This is a genomic window from Cryobacterium sp. Y82 (assembly GCF_002929495.1).
Taxonomy (GTDB): domain Bacteria; phylum Actinomycetota; class Actinomycetes; order Actinomycetales; family Microbacteriaceae; genus Cryobacterium; species Cryobacterium serini.
The window spans coordinates 1-15,793 of sequence record NZ_PJJJ01000022.1; the positions used below are offsets into that span (position 1 = coordinate 1).

At 62.4% G+C, this 15,793-nt stretch carries 14 protein-coding genes; 9 read left to right on the forward strand and 5 right to left on the reverse strand.

What is annotated here, in order from left to right; all coding sequences use genetic code 11:
• Positions 1 to 262: 262 nt before the first annotated feature.
• On the reverse strand, positions 263 to 2,488 hold the full coding sequence (locus CXY70_RS02170) for a UvrD-helicase domain-containing protein (RefSeq protein ID WP_104190759.1): 2,226 nt from the start codon (positions 2,486 to 2,488) through the stop codon (positions 263 to 265).
• Between the two features lie 218 nt (positions 2,489 to 2,706).
• Complete coding sequence (locus CXY70_RS02175) at positions 2,707 to 3,558, reverse strand: class I SAM-dependent methyltransferase (RefSeq protein WP_104190760.1); 852 nt, start codon at positions 3,556 to 3,558, stop codon at positions 2,707 to 2,709.
• 94 nt (positions 3,559 to 3,652) lie between these two features.
• Between CXY70_RS02175 and CXY70_RS02180 the strand changes: the two genes are divergently transcribed.
• A complete protein-coding gene (locus CXY70_RS02180; protein ID WP_104190761.1) occupies positions 3,653 to 3,934 on the forward strand; it encodes a hypothetical protein in 282 nt (93 codons plus the stop codon).
• A 738-nt stretch (positions 3,935 to 4,672) separates the two neighbouring features.
• Here the strand turns inward: CXY70_RS02180 and CXY70_RS02190 are convergent.
• Positions 4,673 to 5,068 carry a hypothetical protein gene (locus tag CXY70_RS02190; RefSeq protein WP_104190812.1) on the reverse strand — a complete coding sequence of 132 codons (396 nt, stop codon included), beginning with the start codon at positions 5,066 to 5,068 and terminating at the stop codon, positions 4,673 to 4,675.
• Between the two features lie 35 nt (positions 5,069 to 5,103).
• Positions 5,104 to 5,502, reverse strand: a complete 399-nt coding sequence (locus CXY70_RS02195; protein WP_104190763.1) for a VOC family protein — start codon at positions 5,500 to 5,502, stop codon at positions 5,104 to 5,106.
• Between the two features lie 85 nt (positions 5,503 to 5,587).
• Between CXY70_RS02195 and CXY70_RS02200 the strand changes: the two genes are divergently transcribed.
• Positions 5,588 to 6,532 (forward strand): YafY family protein, encoded by a 945-nt coding sequence (locus tag CXY70_RS02200; protein ID WP_104190764.1) that lies wholly within the window; start codon positions 5,588 to 5,590, stop codon positions 6,530 to 6,532.
• Between the two features lie 1,055 nt (positions 6,533 to 7,587).
• Complete coding sequence (locus CXY70_RS02210; RefSeq protein WP_104190766.1) at positions 7,588 to 7,842, forward strand: hypothetical protein; 255 nt, start codon at positions 7,588 to 7,590, stop codon at positions 7,840 to 7,842.
• Positions 7,843 to 8,027: 185 nt separating this feature from the next.
• Here the strand turns inward: CXY70_RS02210 and CXY70_RS02215 are convergent, their stop codons facing one another.
• Complete coding sequence (locus tag CXY70_RS02215; protein ID WP_233205696.1) at positions 8,028 to 9,062, reverse strand: NADP-dependent oxidoreductase; 1,035 nt, start codon at positions 9,060 to 9,062, stop codon at positions 8,028 to 8,030.
• A gap of 95 nt (positions 9,063 to 9,157) precedes the next feature.
• Here CXY70_RS02215 and CXY70_RS02220 point away from each other — a divergent pair, with 95 nt between their 5' ends.
• The 6 genes from CXY70_RS02220 (at position 9,158) to CXY70_RS02245 (ending at position 15,779) form a co-directional block, all read left to right on the forward strand.
• Complete coding sequence (locus CXY70_RS02220) at positions 9,158 to 10,168, forward strand: YafY family protein (RefSeq protein WP_104190767.1); 1,011 nt, start codon at positions 9,158 to 9,160, stop codon at positions 10,166 to 10,168.
• Between the two features lie 301 nt (positions 10,169 to 10,469).
• Positions 10,470 to 11,201: a Type 1 glutamine amidotransferase-like domain-containing protein gene (locus CXY70_RS02225; RefSeq protein WP_104190768.1), complete on the forward strand. Its 732-nt coding sequence runs from the start codon at positions 10,470 to 10,472 to the stop codon at positions 11,199 to 11,201.
• 148 nt (positions 11,202 to 11,349) lie between these two features.
• Complete coding sequence (locus tag CXY70_RS02230; RefSeq protein WP_104190769.1) at positions 11,350 to 11,724, forward strand: PadR family transcriptional regulator; 375 nt, start codon at positions 11,350 to 11,352, stop codon at positions 11,722 to 11,724.
• Positions 11,721 to 12,497: a hypothetical protein gene (locus tag CXY70_RS02235; protein ID WP_104190770.1), complete on the forward strand. Its 777-nt coding sequence runs from the start codon at positions 11,721 to 11,723 to the stop codon at positions 12,495 to 12,497. The genes CXY70_RS02230 and CXY70_RS02235 overlap by 4 nt, the downstream gene beginning before the upstream one ends.
• A 670-nt stretch (positions 12,498 to 13,167) precedes the next feature.
• Positions 13,168 to 14,361: a MalY/PatB family protein gene (locus CXY70_RS02240; protein WP_104190771.1), complete on the forward strand. Its 1,194-nt coding sequence runs from the start codon at positions 13,168 to 13,170 to the stop codon at positions 14,359 to 14,361.
• Positions 14,358 to 15,779 (forward strand): O-acetylhomoserine aminocarboxypropyltransferase/cysteine synthase family protein, encoded by a 1,422-nt coding sequence (locus CXY70_RS02245; protein ID WP_233205697.1) that lies wholly within the window; start codon positions 14,358 to 14,360, stop codon positions 15,777 to 15,779. The genes CXY70_RS02240 and CXY70_RS02245 overlap by 4 nt, the downstream gene beginning before the upstream one ends.
• Positions 15,780 to 15,793 lie beyond the last annotated feature (14 nt).

Sequence of the window (15,793 nt, forward strand, 5' to 3'; positions counted from 1 at the left end):
CCCTCGGGTTCCGGCACAGAGCCGGTGGCGGCGGGCGGAGCGGTGAGGGTCATGGCGTCGGTGCCTCCTTCACCAACAATTATAGCCTGAAACGACCATAAACACGAGGAAACCTCAGTAAATTATGAAGTTTTTTTACGAGATACATACGATGCACGATTACCAAGGTTCGCTCGGCACGACGCCCCAGAGATTCGGTGCCCGGCTTCGTCCGCAGATTCGTACGATCTCTAACCGCGTGTTCAGGTCAGCGGCGCCATGATCATGAGCGACCGAGCGGCGCGTCCCCCACCAAATAGAGCCGCTGCGTGGCCCGGGTCATGGCTACATATAGTGCGCCAGCGCCACGCTCGGAGGCCGCGAGAATGGCAGCCGGGTCGACGACGATGACCGCGTCGAATTCCAGCCCCTTGGCATCCTGCGGCGTGAGCAGCGCTATCTCGCGGCTGAGACCAAGCGCACCGACGCCGAGCAGATCGCCGAATTCAGCGCGCAGGGTTGCTTCAAGGTCTTCGAGTCCGGCGTCGACGACGATCACGGCGAGGGTGCCGCCGGTGCCAAGTGCCAGGTCACGGCGCACCGCGACCGCAGCATCCGTTACCGTTTCAACCGGCCATTCGCTGGACCGCACCGTGCGGGACGGCGTGATCGGCAACCGGTGCGACATCGCGACAGTTTCGGCCGCCGTCGCGATCTGACTCGGCGTGCGATAGTTCACGGTCAATTCCTCGAGCCGCCAGCGGTCCGCCTCGGGCGAGCCCTCGAGCACCGGCTGCAACGCCTCTTTCCAGCTGGCGGATGCCGCAGCACTCGCCGCCTGCGCGATGTCACCGACGATCGTGAACGATCGGCGCGGACCACGCCGCAACACCAGCCGCCACTGCATCGCCGAGAGTTCCTGCGCCTCGTCGATGACGACGTGGCCGTAGGTCCAAGTGCGATCGCGCGCGGCACGCTCGCTGGTCGTCGCACGTTCATCGAGTTCGGCGAAACTGGCGGCGAGGTCTTTGGCGTTGACCAGGCCTTTCACCTGCATATTTTCAATGGCCGTTTCAGCATTCTCAACGTCGCGCTTGCGCTGTTCCTTGAGCGCACGCTTCTTCGCCTGGTCGACCGCGTTATATTCACCGAGCAGCTCCGCCGCCTCATCAAGCAGTGGAATGTCGGAGATCGTGAACTCGGCGTCCCGCGGACGCGCCAGCAGCTTGCGCTGGGCGAAACGCCAGCGCGGAGTCAGCTCCTCGAGCCACTGCGGCCGCGCATAAAGATCTTGCAACAGTTTTTGCGGCGTGAGCGGCAGCCAGGCGGTATTGAGCGCGATGCGCACATCGTCGGCCAGGCGCAGGTCTTCGCGCAACATGGGCAGGTCGGTGTCGTCCATCGAACGGCCCTGGCTCTGCAGCTGCTCGAGCCACACCCGGGAAAGCGCGTTGATAGCGGTCTTCACGAAGGTGACCCTGGCCTCGTTGTGAGTCTTACCGGTGCCGCGGGCGCGCGCGATCGCATTAGCCACGAGGTCGGGCTGCAGCACGATGCGGTCACCGTTCACCACCAACTGCTGCGGGGCGGAAGGAGTGCGCTGCCGGGAATGCACGGCCCGCGCGATGAGGTCGGCAATGAACGCCTGGCCCTTCAGTGCCGCGACGGCCGGGGCATCCTCTCTGGTCGCTTCAACGCCGGGAAAGAGCTGGCCGACCGAGGCCAGCACGACACCGGTCTCGCCCAGGGAGGGCAGCACAGCCTCGATGTACTGCAGAAAGGAACGTGACGGGCCGATGATGAGTACGCCGCTGTCGCGCAGGCGATCCCGGTGCGTGTAGAGCAGGTAGGCAGCGCGGTGCAGCGCCACGGCGGTTTTTCCGGTGCCGGGACCGCCCTGCACGACAAGAACACCGGCCAGTTCTGAGCGGATGATGCGGTCCTGCTCAGCCTGAATGGTTGAGACGATATCGGACATGTGGCCGGTACGCTGCGCGGTGAGCGCCGCGAGCAGGGCGCCCTCCCCCTGGTGTGTGCTGGCGTCAGGGTCGGCGAGCAGGGCGGCATCGAGAATTTCGTCTTCGATGCGGATAATATTGCGCCCCTTAGAGAGCAGATGGCGGCGGGCCCTCGCGCCGAGCGGCGTGGCGGCGGTGGCCTGGTAGAAAGCGCTAGCCTGCGGCACGCGCCAGTCAAGCAGCAGCGGCTTGTGATCTTCGTCACGCAAACCCACGCGGCCGATATAGCGGTAGACCGAGTTGCCGGAGTCATCTGGTACGGTTTCGAGCCGGCCGAAGGCAAGTCGGTCGTCGACCTCGCGCAGTTGCACGATACGGTCCTCGTAGAGGCGGGCGAAGGTGTCGCGCTCGCTACGGCTTTGGTGGTTACCGCCGACGTCGAGGCGGCGCACTGCTTTCAGCTGACCCTCGGCCTCTTCCTGCAGCGCGTCGAGCCGCTCATACAGCGCCCGAACATAGTCCTGCTCTCGAACAAGCTCCTGGTCGATCACGCACGCCCCCCTTAAACCGAAGTCCTAGTTTAGTCGCGGTCAGTGTGGGCTTGGCTGTGTGTATTGAGCCGCTGGGAAAGGCCTGGCACGCTTCGTTCCCTGAGGTCTTGATCGGTGAACGTCATCTCGACCGTCTTGCCGCAAGTGACGAGGACATTCCTCTAAACCGGAGATCCTGCTCGTTAGTAAATACGCGCGCGTAGCCGAAGGCCTTCCGGTCATGCTGTTGGACCGTACCGTTTATCCCCAGCGTCACCGCGCATTTTCTCAGGCGGGGCATACGGGAATCGCGCACCCGCGGAACTCTGCGGATCGTCGTTGGCGTTCCCCATACGCCTGGTGCGTGAGCACCTCGTGATGTAAGGCAGGGCGATCTCGTCTCGCCCCCGCACGGCAGGATGAGAGTCCAATAGTTCACGAACTCGGCGCAGGAGTGATGCTCGTGCGTCGCCGGCCAGGGTGATGACGTAGCTCCGAGATGCCACGAGATCCATCAGCGCCGCGGGTGTGAGCACGTGCTCCCACAAGAAGTCCGCACGAACAATCGGTGCGAATTTTCCACCGACATCGGGACTTTCGCTGTTCATGTCCAACTCGATCCCTTGGTGCATGAGTCGACCCAGCTGAGCGACCCAGTCCTCACGCTCGTCGCGAATGTTCCAAAGCAGACCGAGATTTCCGCCGGGACGGAGAACGCGTGCGATCTCGGGGCCGGCTCGTTCAACATCAACCCAGTGCCAGGCTTGCGCTACCAGAACGGTGTCGACGGCGCCGGGGGTCAGAGGAACATCCTCGGCTCGGCCGTCGAGCACTGAGACGTGCGGCAACCGCCGCGACAGCTCCTTGCGCATGCCTGCTGACGGCTCGACGGCGACCACGTCGAGGCCCCTCTCGACGAGCTGGCGAGTGAGCTGACCGGTGCCTGCGCCCAAATCGAGAACCTGTCGCGCGTCGTGCGGCAACACCCATTCGACAGCCTCAAACGGGTAAGACGGACGCCCTCTTTCGTACTCAGCGGCGGCCGCGCCAAAGGAAACCGCCTGGACGTTTCGAGCATTACTGCTTGCCATGACGTAAGCCTTGCACGGCTGGCCTGGTCATGTTTCCATGACGCGCGCTGGCTTTTACGAGCGCCACCTGCGGTAGATCGGCTCGTTCGAGACGGTGGAACAGCTAGATGCTCGTAAGAGCGCGCAGCAAGCCGGCCGTGATTCCATCACGCACGGGTTCACCTATCTTTTCCAAGGCGTGGGCGTCCTGGTCACCTTCGCAACGATCGTTCTGCAGCTCACCGGGACGTTTTCGTGGCTGGGATGGTTCATCATTCCTGCCTATTGGGCTGGAGTTCGGTTGCTCTTCGACTTTCTCTTCCGCATCTTCATCGGCCAACGGTTGGATGCGAAATATCCCCTTTCGTTACCCTCGCGGGCTGCTGCAGACTACTGACCAGTTTTCGCACCCGCGACGGAATCTCATGTACATCGGTCACTATGCAGCTGCTGCAGTGTTGGTTACGCTCGTGCCGGCCTCGCCGGTGACCCCAATCGCTATCGGCGTCGCATGGCCGGACCTGGTCTAACCCATCCTCGTCCTTCTAGGCCGCGAACGCGTCTCGGTGGGCCGGAACGACCCACTGCAACGTTCTATCCGATTCGACTCCTACCCGTTCTCCCACTCGCTGGTGCTCGGCAACCTGTTCACGCTCGTGCCCGCCGCGATCGTCGCTCTTCTCTACGGCGTATGTGGGTGTGCTCAGCGGGGGGTTGTTACTGCACCTCCTGAACGCGAACTCGTTCTTCGGGTTCAGCAGACACAACCCGTTCAGCACGCCAACCCGGTTAGCGCTCGTTACTTTCGTTGGGTATATCGGCGCGATCGCGTGGTTCACACTCGCTTGGGAATGAGTGGTGGCGGTCGACGGAGCGAGATGCCTCTCCCGCGTGCAACCGCCCGGACGCAAGGAGGTCCATGAATCCAAAACCGATGGATGCTGGAAAGCCGCGTCATTGCACGGCTCGGCATACAGGCGTAGGCCCGCTAGCACCCACGTTCCATAGGCGGTTCGGCATACGGCCATTGCATTCGAACCAAGTTACAGGTGTCCCGCGGCGCAATCATGGAGTTATGACGCGCACGGGCGCCGCGTTAATCATGGCCACCCGAGGGCAGAACAGCGCACCTGGCTCAGAGATTGGGCAGGGATCCGTAGCTGTTAATGTAGATCTTGCCGTTCTTCGGGTGCGTGAACTTCAGCCCTGCCCACATGTCGTCAATGCGCAGGCATGTGCTCTCGACGAGACCGTGACTGTATCCGATCTCAATGACCTTCGGCAGACTGAGACCTGAGCCCAGCTTCCGCGCCTTCGGCCAGGAGAGCCACAACATGCCCGACGGCTTCAGATGGAGCTTCAGTGTTGGAAAGATGTCGTGCATCTCGGATTGAGTCACGCTGAAGAAATGGATGTAGTCGAAGTCACCCTCGAGATCCTCACTGACCTCCAACTCCGGAAGCCCGATGGCCTTCAGGGTCGACGCAGGGGCGTTCACGAAGTGGGCCAGCGCGCCCTCTTTAATTCCCATCTTCTCAGCGACAGACCGAGACATGACAGCTTCGCTTATTTCCCGGAAACCTTCTTGAGCACCTCGAGATAGTGCGGGTTACACATAATCCCCAGGATATTGCCGAAAGGATCGACGACGGATGCCGTCACAAATCCTTCACTGCGGTCAGTCGGCGGTTGGTATTCGGTCGCCCCCATCGACAGCAGCTTCTCGAATGACCCCGGCAGGTCGTCCACGTGCCATTGAATGATCTCCCCGGCCGGCGCGTCTGGTACTGGCGGCGCGTACGACGCGTCAATGATTCCAAGCTCGTGCTGATAGTCGCCAACCCTGAACTCCACATAGCCAGGCATCTGAAAGTACGCGTCGATACCCAGCAGCTCGCTGTACCACTTGCGTGCCGCCTCCAGATCGGCGGCGAAATAGCTGACGGTAGCGAAGCCTCGCAACATAAGATTTTCCTTCCGATTCACGTGATGCCAGTTTCCACCAGTAAAGTGCTCACCTTCTGACTACTTTGTTTGCGACAATTGATTCATGCGCGCAGATCGCCTCGTCGCCACACTCCTGCTGATGCAGGCGCGTGGACGCGTGACAGCGAAGGAAGTAGCTGCTGAGTTTGAGACATCCATCGCTACGGCGAGGCGTGATCTCGAAGCGCTGTCAGCTGCGGGAATTCCCGTATACCCACAGGTCGGCCGTGGCGGTGGGTGGCAACTACTCGGCGGTGCTCGCACCGACCTGAGCGGGCTCACATCGGCTGAGGCGCGTGCGCTTTTCCTCCTGGTCGGGCCAGCGGCATCCCTAGTCCCAGAGGCCAAGTCGGCGCTCCGCAAGCTTGTGCACGCCCTTCCCGACAGCTTTAGAACGGATGCCGAAGCGGCGGCAGAGGCCGTCGTGCTTGACCCCGCGCGGTGGGGCCGGCCCCACCGCGCACAGCCACCACTCGTGACCGAACTCCAGGCCGCTGTCATACAGCGCCGGAAAGTACGCCTGAGCTACCGGGGTTGGAACCGCGACCCGGACGAAAGACTCTGCGACCCGTGGGGCCTGGTCGAGAAGAACGAGGTGTGGTACCTACTGGGCGGCGTGGATGGCGCCCAGCGAACATTTCGTATCGAGCGGATCATCTGGGCAGTTGTCACAGAAGATCCCGCCGACCGCCCGGACGGCTTCGACCTCGCAGAGGCATGGGATACCGTCGTGCGCGACGTGAACCAGCAGCGCGAGAGCGCATCCACGATCGTGGTCACAAATACCGCGATATTACCCTTCCTGCGTGAACAGTTCGGCGAGCTGGCAGTGGAGGACACCGCGATCGACGACCATCGAGCCAGGGTCCGAATCAGTGCGCCGGCCGAAATCATGCTCGCACGTGGCCTCGCTGGATGGGGTGAGTACATTGACGTTCTCGAGCCGGCATCCGTGCGCTCGGAACTCATGCGCCTCGGCGCCGCGCTCGTGGAGCGCAATGGGCCATAGGCCCGGGACCCGCACTCACAATGCCCGTTGAGCGTTCCTCATCGCGGACGCGCGTCTACGGAGCAGTTTTGAGCAGCCGGATGACGCGAGGGCGGCCGTCAGTTCACCACTCATCACTGGAACGCTCGCAGTTGCTTTCCAGATTGTGTCCTTCTGACCGGACGATCGTCCCCGCGACTACTCAACGTCAAGTAGTCGCCGCACTTCGGGAGAGAAAAGCAAAATATAAGGGCTACTCTTCAAGATCTCGATCGATGCGCTTATCCCGATTCGTTCCAGAAGTTCACAATATTCATGCCAAGAAAGCCGCTCTCCAGCATCCTCTATGATTCCCTCATCGGGCAGCAAAGCCATCGAGACGTGATCCCGCAGCTCGGATTCCGCCAACTGCCACTGACGGCCCTTAGGGCGAAAGCTTATTCCAAACCCGCGATCACTCCGAAAGGCAACTTGCGAGGAATCGTCAAGGTACACAAATTCTTGAAGCGAAAAAGAGAGCGAGTCCTCGGACACGTGGTCCATTGAGCACGAAACGCCCAAGCCAATCACGTGCATCCCAGTACATCCCCATCCCTGTTTGTCCAAGCCTAACTATTTGAACCAAGTCAGTCCAAGGTCCCCGCTCCCCATGCCGCTGTTTCGGAATCTAGAACTTCACTGGGTATTTGAATGACAAGCACGACTGCGACGTGGTGTGTTCTGCCCCTTTGAAGCGCGATAAGGCCGTCCCATACAAGGGTCCCCGTGCGGGCCAGGCCTCAACGAATCGCGGTGCGCATTGTTCCCACTCACCAAATCGTATTTGTAGGGTGCGCCGGGCGCGTGAGTAGCGCGCGCGGGCGACGTCCGGGCGGATGCCAACGGACAAAGGCAGAAATGACAACCCTGTTTGCAGAGCATTCAGCTCTCTATGCACTTGAAAATTCAGGGTCAGAAAATAGAACGTATTAGTCATCGCACCACCCACGAGAAGCATCGCCACGGGGAGCTGCCACACTCGTTCCCCGGCCAAGCGTCCAAGGGGTAGCAGCGGATTCGGCGATGACCGGATCTCGATGAAGACGAACAGTAGGAAGCTCACCGCCGCTGTGATGAACCAGACAGCCGCGGGGACGTCGAGCAACTCTGAGTGGAGCGACGCGAACCCCAGCGTCAGGGTCGCGACGCAGGCGGTCCCGGCTGCCGCCCCGGGCCACGCGCGCCGCGATCAGGACGCCGGCCGTTGGGGCCATCCCTCCGACCAAACTGGCCACTGCAAAAAGCTCAACTCCGACAAGCAGGATGCGCCGCGTGCCAAACGTATCGGCTAAGCGGCCCGACACGAGGAGCAGCCCGGCGATCGGGATAGCGAACGCGTTCACGACCCAAGGCAGGTTTTCTCGTCAGATGCCGAGGTCGGCTGCCAGCTGCGGCAGTGCGACGGTCAAGATTGAACTATCGAGAACGACCAGGAGCTGCGCAATACTGCAGACGGCGAGGATAGCGCGGTGTTGTTTCACTCGCGGTCGAGGCGAACGATGACGTTACCGCGAAACTTCCCCCGGAGTAGTCCGTCTAGTACCGTCGGCGCAGCCGAGAGGCCGCCGTTGACGATGGTGTGCGGAAAGATGATTTTGCCTTCACTGAGCCAGAGCCCGTAGTACTGGTTCCAGGCTTGAATCTGGTCGGGGGTGTGGACGGTGGAGAAGGGGCGAATCTGAAGTTGTTTGACGATGGCCGTCATGATGTCAAGACGCGGACTGCCGGCGTCGCCGCCATCGATCTGACCGGCCAGCGCCCCGCACAGCGCGAAACGTGCGCCGGGAGCTGCGGCCTGAACTGCCGCCTCAAAGTGGTCACCACCGACCGTGTCGAAGAAGACGTCGATGCCTTCTGGTGCCAGTGCTTGCAAGCGGGGGGCGATCGAACCCGTGCGGTAGTTGATCGCGGCGTCGAAGCCGAGCTCGTCGACCAGGTAGGCGACCTTGTCATCACTGCCGGCGCTTCCAATGACGGTCTTCGCGCCCAAGGCTTTGGCGATTTGTCCGGCGAGTGAACCCACGCCGCCCGCAGCCCCGCTGACGAAAACCACGTCGCCCTCCCGGACCTGGGCGATGTCGACGATCCCGTGATAGGCAGTGACACCTTGATTCAGCACGTATTCCGCCCCCGGCAGTACCTCGATCGGTACCGGCCAGAACGTTTCCGCGGCGGCAACGGACTCTTCCCGCCATCCGCTCATGTGAGTCACGACAGATCCGACCGGCAGGTCGGCTGCTGATTCTGTAACTGTTCCAACGGCTCCGCCCCAGAGCGGCGCCCCCAGCGCGTAGGGCGGCATTGGAAGGCCAGGATGCTGCGTCATGAGATCGGCCATGACGGCGGTGATTTGAATGAAATGGTTTCGCACGCGAACCTGACCGGGCTGCAGACGGACGGCTTCGATCGTCTGCAGCGTGAGGCAGTGCGAGGGAGAGACTGTGTGATCGGTGCGGTACCGGTTCAGGATGATTTCGCTGGTGGTGGTGGCAAGCGCGGTGGCATTGGGCATGTGAAGTTCTCCATGTGGATGCGGCCCGGTGGTTGCCGGGCAGTTGCCACCGTAGAAGCAGTACCGGACAGGTCTTGTCCGCCACAGGGTGGAACATGGATGTCATGTGGGATACCTCCGGACGACTGCTGAGATTGTTGGCCCTGCTCCAACGCACCCGTGAGTGGAATGCTGCCGAGCTAGCAGTCGAGCTGGAGGTCACGGCCCGCACTATTCGACGCGACGTCGCCCGGCTCCGTGATCTGGGCTACCCGGTGGCCAGTGTTCACGGCACTGGTGGTGGGTACCAGCTCGAAGCCGGTGCAACATTACCTCCGCTGATGTTCGACGCCGAAGAAGCCATTGCCACCCTCCTCGCGCTGCAGGAAGCCTCGGCGACAGGCAATCGGACCGCAGCGCCGGGGGCGCTCAGCGCCCTCGACAAGCTCAATCGCGTCATGCCGCCCCGACTTCGTTCCACGGTCGACGCCCTGGCACAGAACTCCAGCCGCATCGACCTCGGCAGCCAGATCGGCTCAGACCCGGCGCCCGTGAGAGCGAACACTCTCATGCTGCTTGCTCGAGCTTGCCGGGACCGTCGACAAGTCGAGGTCACCTGCCAGGGCGACGAGGGAACGAGCAAGCACAGACGCCTCGAACCCCTCCACCTGGTGCGCACGATGAACCGGTGGCACCTCGTTGCGTTCTCCCTCGAAGCGAACGACTGGCGCATATTTCGCATTGACCGTCTAGCGGATGCCACCATCACCTCGGCCTCAAGCCGCGCTCGACAACCGCCGGCAGAAGACCTGGATCTTTATGTGGCAGGCCGAGTCGGTGCCGCGGTCCGGCAGGTCACCGCGACCGTGCGCGTGCATGCTCCCCGTGCTGAGGTCGCCCACTGGATCTCAGCCGCCTGGGGAACCATCACCGAGGAAACAGCCCACACGTCAATCGTCCACGCAGGCGCGGACAGCTACCACGCGATCGCACGCTGGCTGCTCCTGATGGATAGACCTTTGACCGTCATCAATTCGTCAGCGCTGCGAGCGGCATTTGCGACCATCGCCACCGAGGCGAAACGAATAGCTTCGGTCGAGGACACTGAGATGCCTGCAGCGCCATAGCGCAGGTTTTAGCTCTCGACTCTGGCGTGGACCCGATTTAGGCACGGGCCCACGGTGCCGCTCTGGGCGACCTGCTGGTTCTGCGTGTCTCCGTTGTGACAATGAGTAGGCGGTTCAATTGCACAAGCTCAGCCAGCAACGGCGCCGAATTCTAGAGTCCCGTACCGGGTTCGGCTAACGGGCACTGACCAAGCCGATTCAGGTCACCGACTCCAGTCGAATTCCTCACCTACGACGAGCTAACGGTCGCGGGTTCCTCGTTTGCGTCCCAGCATCTGTCGCCACCGATAAGTTGGCAGCCATGAGTATTTTCCTTGTCGGAGGCGGCCCGGACACCGTTACTTCCTCCGAGATATTTGACCAGTTTGTTGACGAGGTACTTGAGCGAGGAGCGACGAGACACCGAGTTCCGAAAATCGTCCTCGTTATCTTTGACGAGGGAGGAAGTGCGACGCACTTCCTGCCGGCCTACACAGCACCGCTCGAAAGCCGAATGTCGTGCGAAATTCGACCAGTGTTGGTCTGCCGTGACAGCCTGGTGGAATCGGCCAGCTTCGATGACGTCGATGCGATCCTTGTCGCAGGCGGCCCGACACCGGCCTATTTAAATGCTCTCCAGACTTCGATCGATGCGATCGCAAGTGCGATCGTACAAGGAGCCCCCTACATCGGGTTTTCGGCGGGCGCGATGATCGCACCGAAGGTGGCCTTGATTGGGGGGTACACAATGAATGGAACAGAAGTCTGCACCGAAGAATGGGCGGAAGGGCTGGGGGAGATAACGCTGAAGGCTGGCCTCGGCGTGGTCCCATTCACGGTCGACGTTCACGCAGCCCAAGCAGGAACCCTCGGTCGGGCACTTTCCGCAGTCGTCAATGGTCTCGCTGATCGGGTCGTTGCCATTGACGAGAACACGGCGGTTGTCACAACGCTCCCCGACCCTTCCAGCATCAGGATCGTCGGGGGTGGCAATGCGTGGACGTTCGAAGCATCTGATGGGCAAGTCACAAGTTCGATTCGGAGAGCGAATTAATCTCGTCCAGTGGCGGTACCCTTTCCGACTGGAGCCACGACGACCCGACCGCTCTCAGGGCGCAAGCCTCGACCCGCGATGTGAGTAGACAGCCTGACTAACTAGTGACACTATGTAGTTATGAGTTCAGCGTTTGGAGGGGAATGTTATGAGCGCCAAACAGTGGCCAAGTGATTGGATGCGGGCCGCCCTTGGCCTGTGCGTGCTGCGCACTCTCGCCGCCGGCCCGACCTACGGGTACGCCATCGCGGCCGCGTTGGAAGCGAACGGATTCGGCGCGATCAAGGGCGGCACGCTGTATCCGTTGCTCACCCGCTGCGAAGCGGCCGGCTGGATCGCTGTCGAGTGGCGGGTCGGCGCCGGCGGCCCCGAGCGCAAATACCTATCGCTGACAGATGCCGGACGCGACGAGTTGGCAACCCAGACAGCTAACTGGTGCGACTTCACGGGCACGGTCCTGGCCCACCTCGACAACACACCCACAGGCAGCACCGCACGAACCACGGGGACGGACAAATCATGACGACCAGCAACATTCGCGACGCACACGACCGCGACACCGAGAACGAGAAGTGGCTGGAAAGCCTGACCATCGAGCTGCGCCTGCTCGACGTCAACGGCACGAGGATCGGCGACGCCGTGGCGACTGCACGCGAGTTTCTGGTCGACTCCGGGGCTCTGGCCGAAGAATCTTTCGACAGCGCACGTCATTACGCCGCGGAGCTGGGCCTTCCGGCAACCGCAGGTGCCTCAAAAGGGGTGTGGGGTGCCACCCTGCGCAGCGGTCTCGGCCTGCTCGGGCTGATGGCGCTCATAGAGGCGGTGGTTCCGCTCACGCATCAGACAGACGTGACAGTCGGGCTCGGGGTGCTTCTGATTACCGTCGCAGTGCTGGCGATTATTGCGTTCCTGCCACGACTCCTCTCCACCATCATTGTGCGGATACTTTCGCACGGGAAGGTCAGAGCGTTTGTCGAGGGGGCGGCAGTTGGGCTTGCAGTTACGCTGGTTTTTGTGCTGATATCGCTGTGGTCAGTGGACCGGATCGTGTTCAGCGTTCCTGCGCTACCGGTCTTCATTGTCGCGGTCGTGCTGCTCATCGCCCCAGCCCTGTGGGCCCAGTTCCAATACCCCTATCAGGATGACCCCATCGTGCCCCCCGGCTCCGCGTCGGCGGACACGCCACGGATCTCTATCGGCATCCGGCTATTTCTGTTCGCCACCAACTGGATGCTCGTCATCGGGAGTGTCATCCTCTGCGCCTTCGTACTGTTCATGGACACCCTAGCTCGATGAAACCGGGCGTGGCAGCGGGCCGGGACCCACGTGCTCGACGCCACCATCACGACGCTGGAAACCGCTAATCACGGGGTCAGCTGACGTTGCCGCAGGGAGCGGAGTTCTCCGGTTTTGGCTTTGGCGGGGGTTGTGCCGAACACTGGCAGTGAGTCCAACGACGACGACACCCAAATCCGCGAAGCTCGGGTTCGATGCCGCCTGCTCCGGGCGAGAGCGAAGCGGATGGCTGCCAATCTAGTTGCCGAGAAATCAACCCAGCAATCCCACCGGCATTGCGGTGTTACGACCGTGTTCTGTCCTGCCAACAAACCGTGAGGTTTTACCGAGAAAAGTTACTGCTTTCAACCGCACTCACGCCGAATCCTTCGCTGAAGCTGATGACGACGTACCCGACACCGCTGGCAGTACGAGGACGCCATAGGACAGTTGGACGAGCCAGCCCGCCGGTGCCTGTGCGATCAGGATGTGCGAGAGCTGCGTGCACTGTACTTATGATCTCTGCGCTCGTGTCACAAACTTGGAAATTGGCGCCCAATTCTCCGGTGACCACGAGGAGGGCGTAATGCCCGGCCCGGTGGAGGCGTGGTAGTCATGGCGGCATCCGCTCATGTGTCGAATGTTTACGTGCCTGTTCGCTAATTCTCGACGGCAGGAACAAGCTGTCATCATGTCAGTCATCAAGGTCGCACCGCTGGAGAATATCCGGCGCGAGCGCAGCAGCATCAAGTGGACTCGGTTTCCCGCCGACGTACTTCCCTTGTTTGTTGCCGAGATGGACTACCCCCTCGCCCCGGCCATTGTCTCCACCCTCGTGGAGCGGGTTCAGGCTTCCGACACCGGCTACCTTGACGGTCCGGGCCCGCTAGCTCCGGCCTTCGCCGCATTTGCTTTGAATCGCTGGGGCTGGACCGTCGACCCGAGCCACGTGCACCTGGCAACCGACGTGAGCGTAGGCATCGTTGAGGCCCTCCGCCTCGCCGTTCCGAACGGAGGCCGAGTTGCGATCACCCCGCCCGTCTACCCGCCCTTCTACGAACTCGTGGAGGAGGCTGCGGCATCCGTTATCGAAACGCCCCTCCTCGAGCAAGGCGACAGCTGGGCGCTTGACCTCGAGGCACTCGAAACCAGCTTCGCCGGCGGCATTGACGCTTTTCTGCTGTGCAACCCGCACAACCCGCACGGCATTGTGTGGCAGCGTGAAACGCTCGAAGCGCTGGCCCGCCTGGCCGCGCAGTATGACGTGTTCGTCATCTCCGACGAGATCCACGCACCACTCACCTACCCGGGTGTGACGTTCACGCCATTCGCCCCGCTGGCCCTGGCCGCCGGGGCCCGCGCTGTCACCGTGACCTCGGCGAGCAAGGGCTGGAACGTGGCCGGGCTCAAGTGCGCGCTCGTCATCGCCGCCGACGACGCCACCAACGACCTGCTGAACCGGCTGCCCGAAGAGGTCGCCTGTCGCACCAGCATCCTCGGCCTGCACGCGAACATCACCGCGTTCGGTTGTACTGACTGGCTCGACAATGCCATCGATCAAATTGTCGCCAACGATTTTCTGCTTGCTGAACTACTACGTGAATACCTGCCCGCTGTGATTTACCACCGGCCGCGCGCCAGCTACCTGGCCTGGCTGGATCTGCGCCACCTCGGCCTCGGGGACTGCCCCTACCAGCGCATTCTTGACGAGGCCCGCGTCGCCCTCAATAACGGCGAATCTTTCGGCCTCGGCGGCCGAGGGTTCGGCCGCCTTACCCTGGCCTGCTCGCCCGATACCCTGCGCGAAGCCGTCGCCCGTATCGCGGCGCTCGTCGCGCGGGCCGATGCCGCTGCCGATTTTCCGACGGCGGCGACCCTCGCATGACGACAACGGATGCCCCGATCCAGACCGACACCGACGCAACAGGAAGTTCCATGGCCACGCCCGCACCAGCATCCGCATCGCTACTGAATTCTGACGCCACCGAGGTGGTCGCACCGATCACCGACTGGGACGCCTTCAGCTTCGACACCCGCCAGGTGCACGTCGGCGAATACGCCGACGAGAACCGCGGCGCGCGCATTCCGCCGCTCACCCTGAGCGCTGGCTACGTCTTCGACTCCTTCGACGACGGGGCTGCACGCTTTAATGGCGGGTCGCGGGAGCCCATCTATTCGCGACAGGGCAACCCCACCAACGCGGTCGCCGAACAGCGCCTCGCGTCACTGGAGGGCGGCACGGCCTGCGTCGCAGTGTCGAGTGGGCAGGCCGCGATCAGCGCCGCCCTGTTTGCCCTGGCCGAAGCGGGCGAGCACATCGTCTCGACCGCCAGCATCTACGGCGGCACCCGCATTCTGCTCGGCCGAAGCTTTCGGCGCATGGGCATCGAGGTGGACTACGTCTGGGACACCGACTCCGACGAAGCCTGGGACGCGGTCATTCGGCCCGAGACCAAGGCGATCTTCACCGAAACCATTCCCAACCCGCGCAACGACGTCGTCGACATTGCCCGCATCGCCGCCGTCGCCCGCCGCCACGGCATTCCGCTCGTCGTCGACAACACCGTGGCCACGCCGTACCTCATTCGCCCGTTCGAGTACGGCGCCGACATCGTCGTGCATTCAACCACCAAGTTTCTCAGCGGCCACGGTGCCGGGGTATCGGGCGCGATCGTCGACGGCGGCACCTTCGATTGGGCGGCGAGCTCCCGCCGCTACCCGCTGCTGACCGACTCGTTGCGCCCCGGCCTGCCCTCGTTGCTCGACCGGTTCGGCCCGGCCGCCTACGCCCAATACGTGCGCGAAGCCGTCGTCAACGATGTCGGGCCGTCGCTGTCGCCGTTCAACGGATTTCTGCTGCACCAGGGCATCGAAACCCTGTCGCTGCGCATGGAACGCCACGTTGACAACTCGATCGCTATCGCGCACTGGCTTCAGGAGCAGCCCGAGGTCGAGGTCGTCGATTACGCCGGTCTGCCGAGCAGCCCCCTGTACGAGATCGCCGAGCGCTACTACAAGGGTCGTACCGGATCGGTGTTCGCCGTCACCGTCAAGGGCGGCACCGAGGGTGCCCGAGCGTTCACGAACGGTCTCCGGGTGTTCAGCCGTATGACCGGTATCGGCGACACGCGCTCGATGGTGCTGCATCCGCTCACCACCACCCACGCCTCGTTTGCCCCCGATCTCAACGCACGCCTCGGCATCACCGCCGGAATGTTGCGTCTGTCGGTCGGCATCGAATCGCTCGATGACCTTCTGCTTGACCTCCGCGGGGGGCTCGACCGAGTCGCCGGCATCCTCTAAACGCTAGGTACTCT

Coding starts and splice junctions, on each gene's coding strand:
- CXY70_RS02190 (WP_104190812.1), bottom strand. CDS start 5,068: ATGGGAATTAAAGAGGGCGCGCTGGCCCACTTCGTGAACGCCCCTGCG.
- CXY70_RS02220 (WP_104190767.1), top strand. CDS start 9,158: ATGGATGTCATGTGGGATACCTCCGGACGACTGCTGAGATTGTTGGCC.
- CXY70_RS02225 (WP_104190768.1), top strand. CDS start 10,470: ATGAGTATTTTCCTTGTCGGAGGCGGCCCGGACACCGTTACTTCCTCC.
- CXY70_RS02175 (WP_104190760.1), bottom strand. CDS start 3,558: ATGGCAAGCAGTAATGCTCGAAACGTCCAGGCGGTTTCCTTTGGCGCG.
- CXY70_RS02210 (WP_104190766.1), top strand. CDS start 7,588: ATGAAGACGAACAGTAGGAAGCTCACCGCCGCTGTGATGAACCAGACA.
- CXY70_RS02245 (WP_233205697.1), top strand. CDS start 14,358: ATGACGACAACGGATGCCCCGATCCAGACCGACACCGACGCAACAGGA.
- CXY70_RS02195 (WP_104190763.1), bottom strand. CDS start 5,502: ATGTTGCGAGGCTTCGCTACCGTCAGCTATTTCGCCGCCGATCTGGAG.
- CXY70_RS02240 (WP_104190771.1), top strand. CDS start 13,168: ATGTCAGTCATCAAGGTCGCACCGCTGGAGAATATCCGGCGCGAGCGC.
- CXY70_RS02235 (WP_104190770.1), top strand. CDS start 11,721: ATGACGACCAGCAACATTCGCGACGCACACGACCGCGACACCGAGAAC.
- CXY70_RS02200 (WP_104190764.1), top strand. CDS start 5,588: ATGCGCGCAGATCGCCTCGTCGCCACACTCCTGCTGATGCAGGCGCGT.
- CXY70_RS02215 (WP_233205696.1), bottom strand. CDS start 9,062: ATGCCCAATGCCACCGCGCTTGCCACCACCACCAGCGAAATCATCCTG.
- CXY70_RS02230 (WP_104190769.1), top strand. CDS start 11,350: ATGAGCGCCAAACAGTGGCCAAGTGATTGGATGCGGGCCGCCCTTGGC.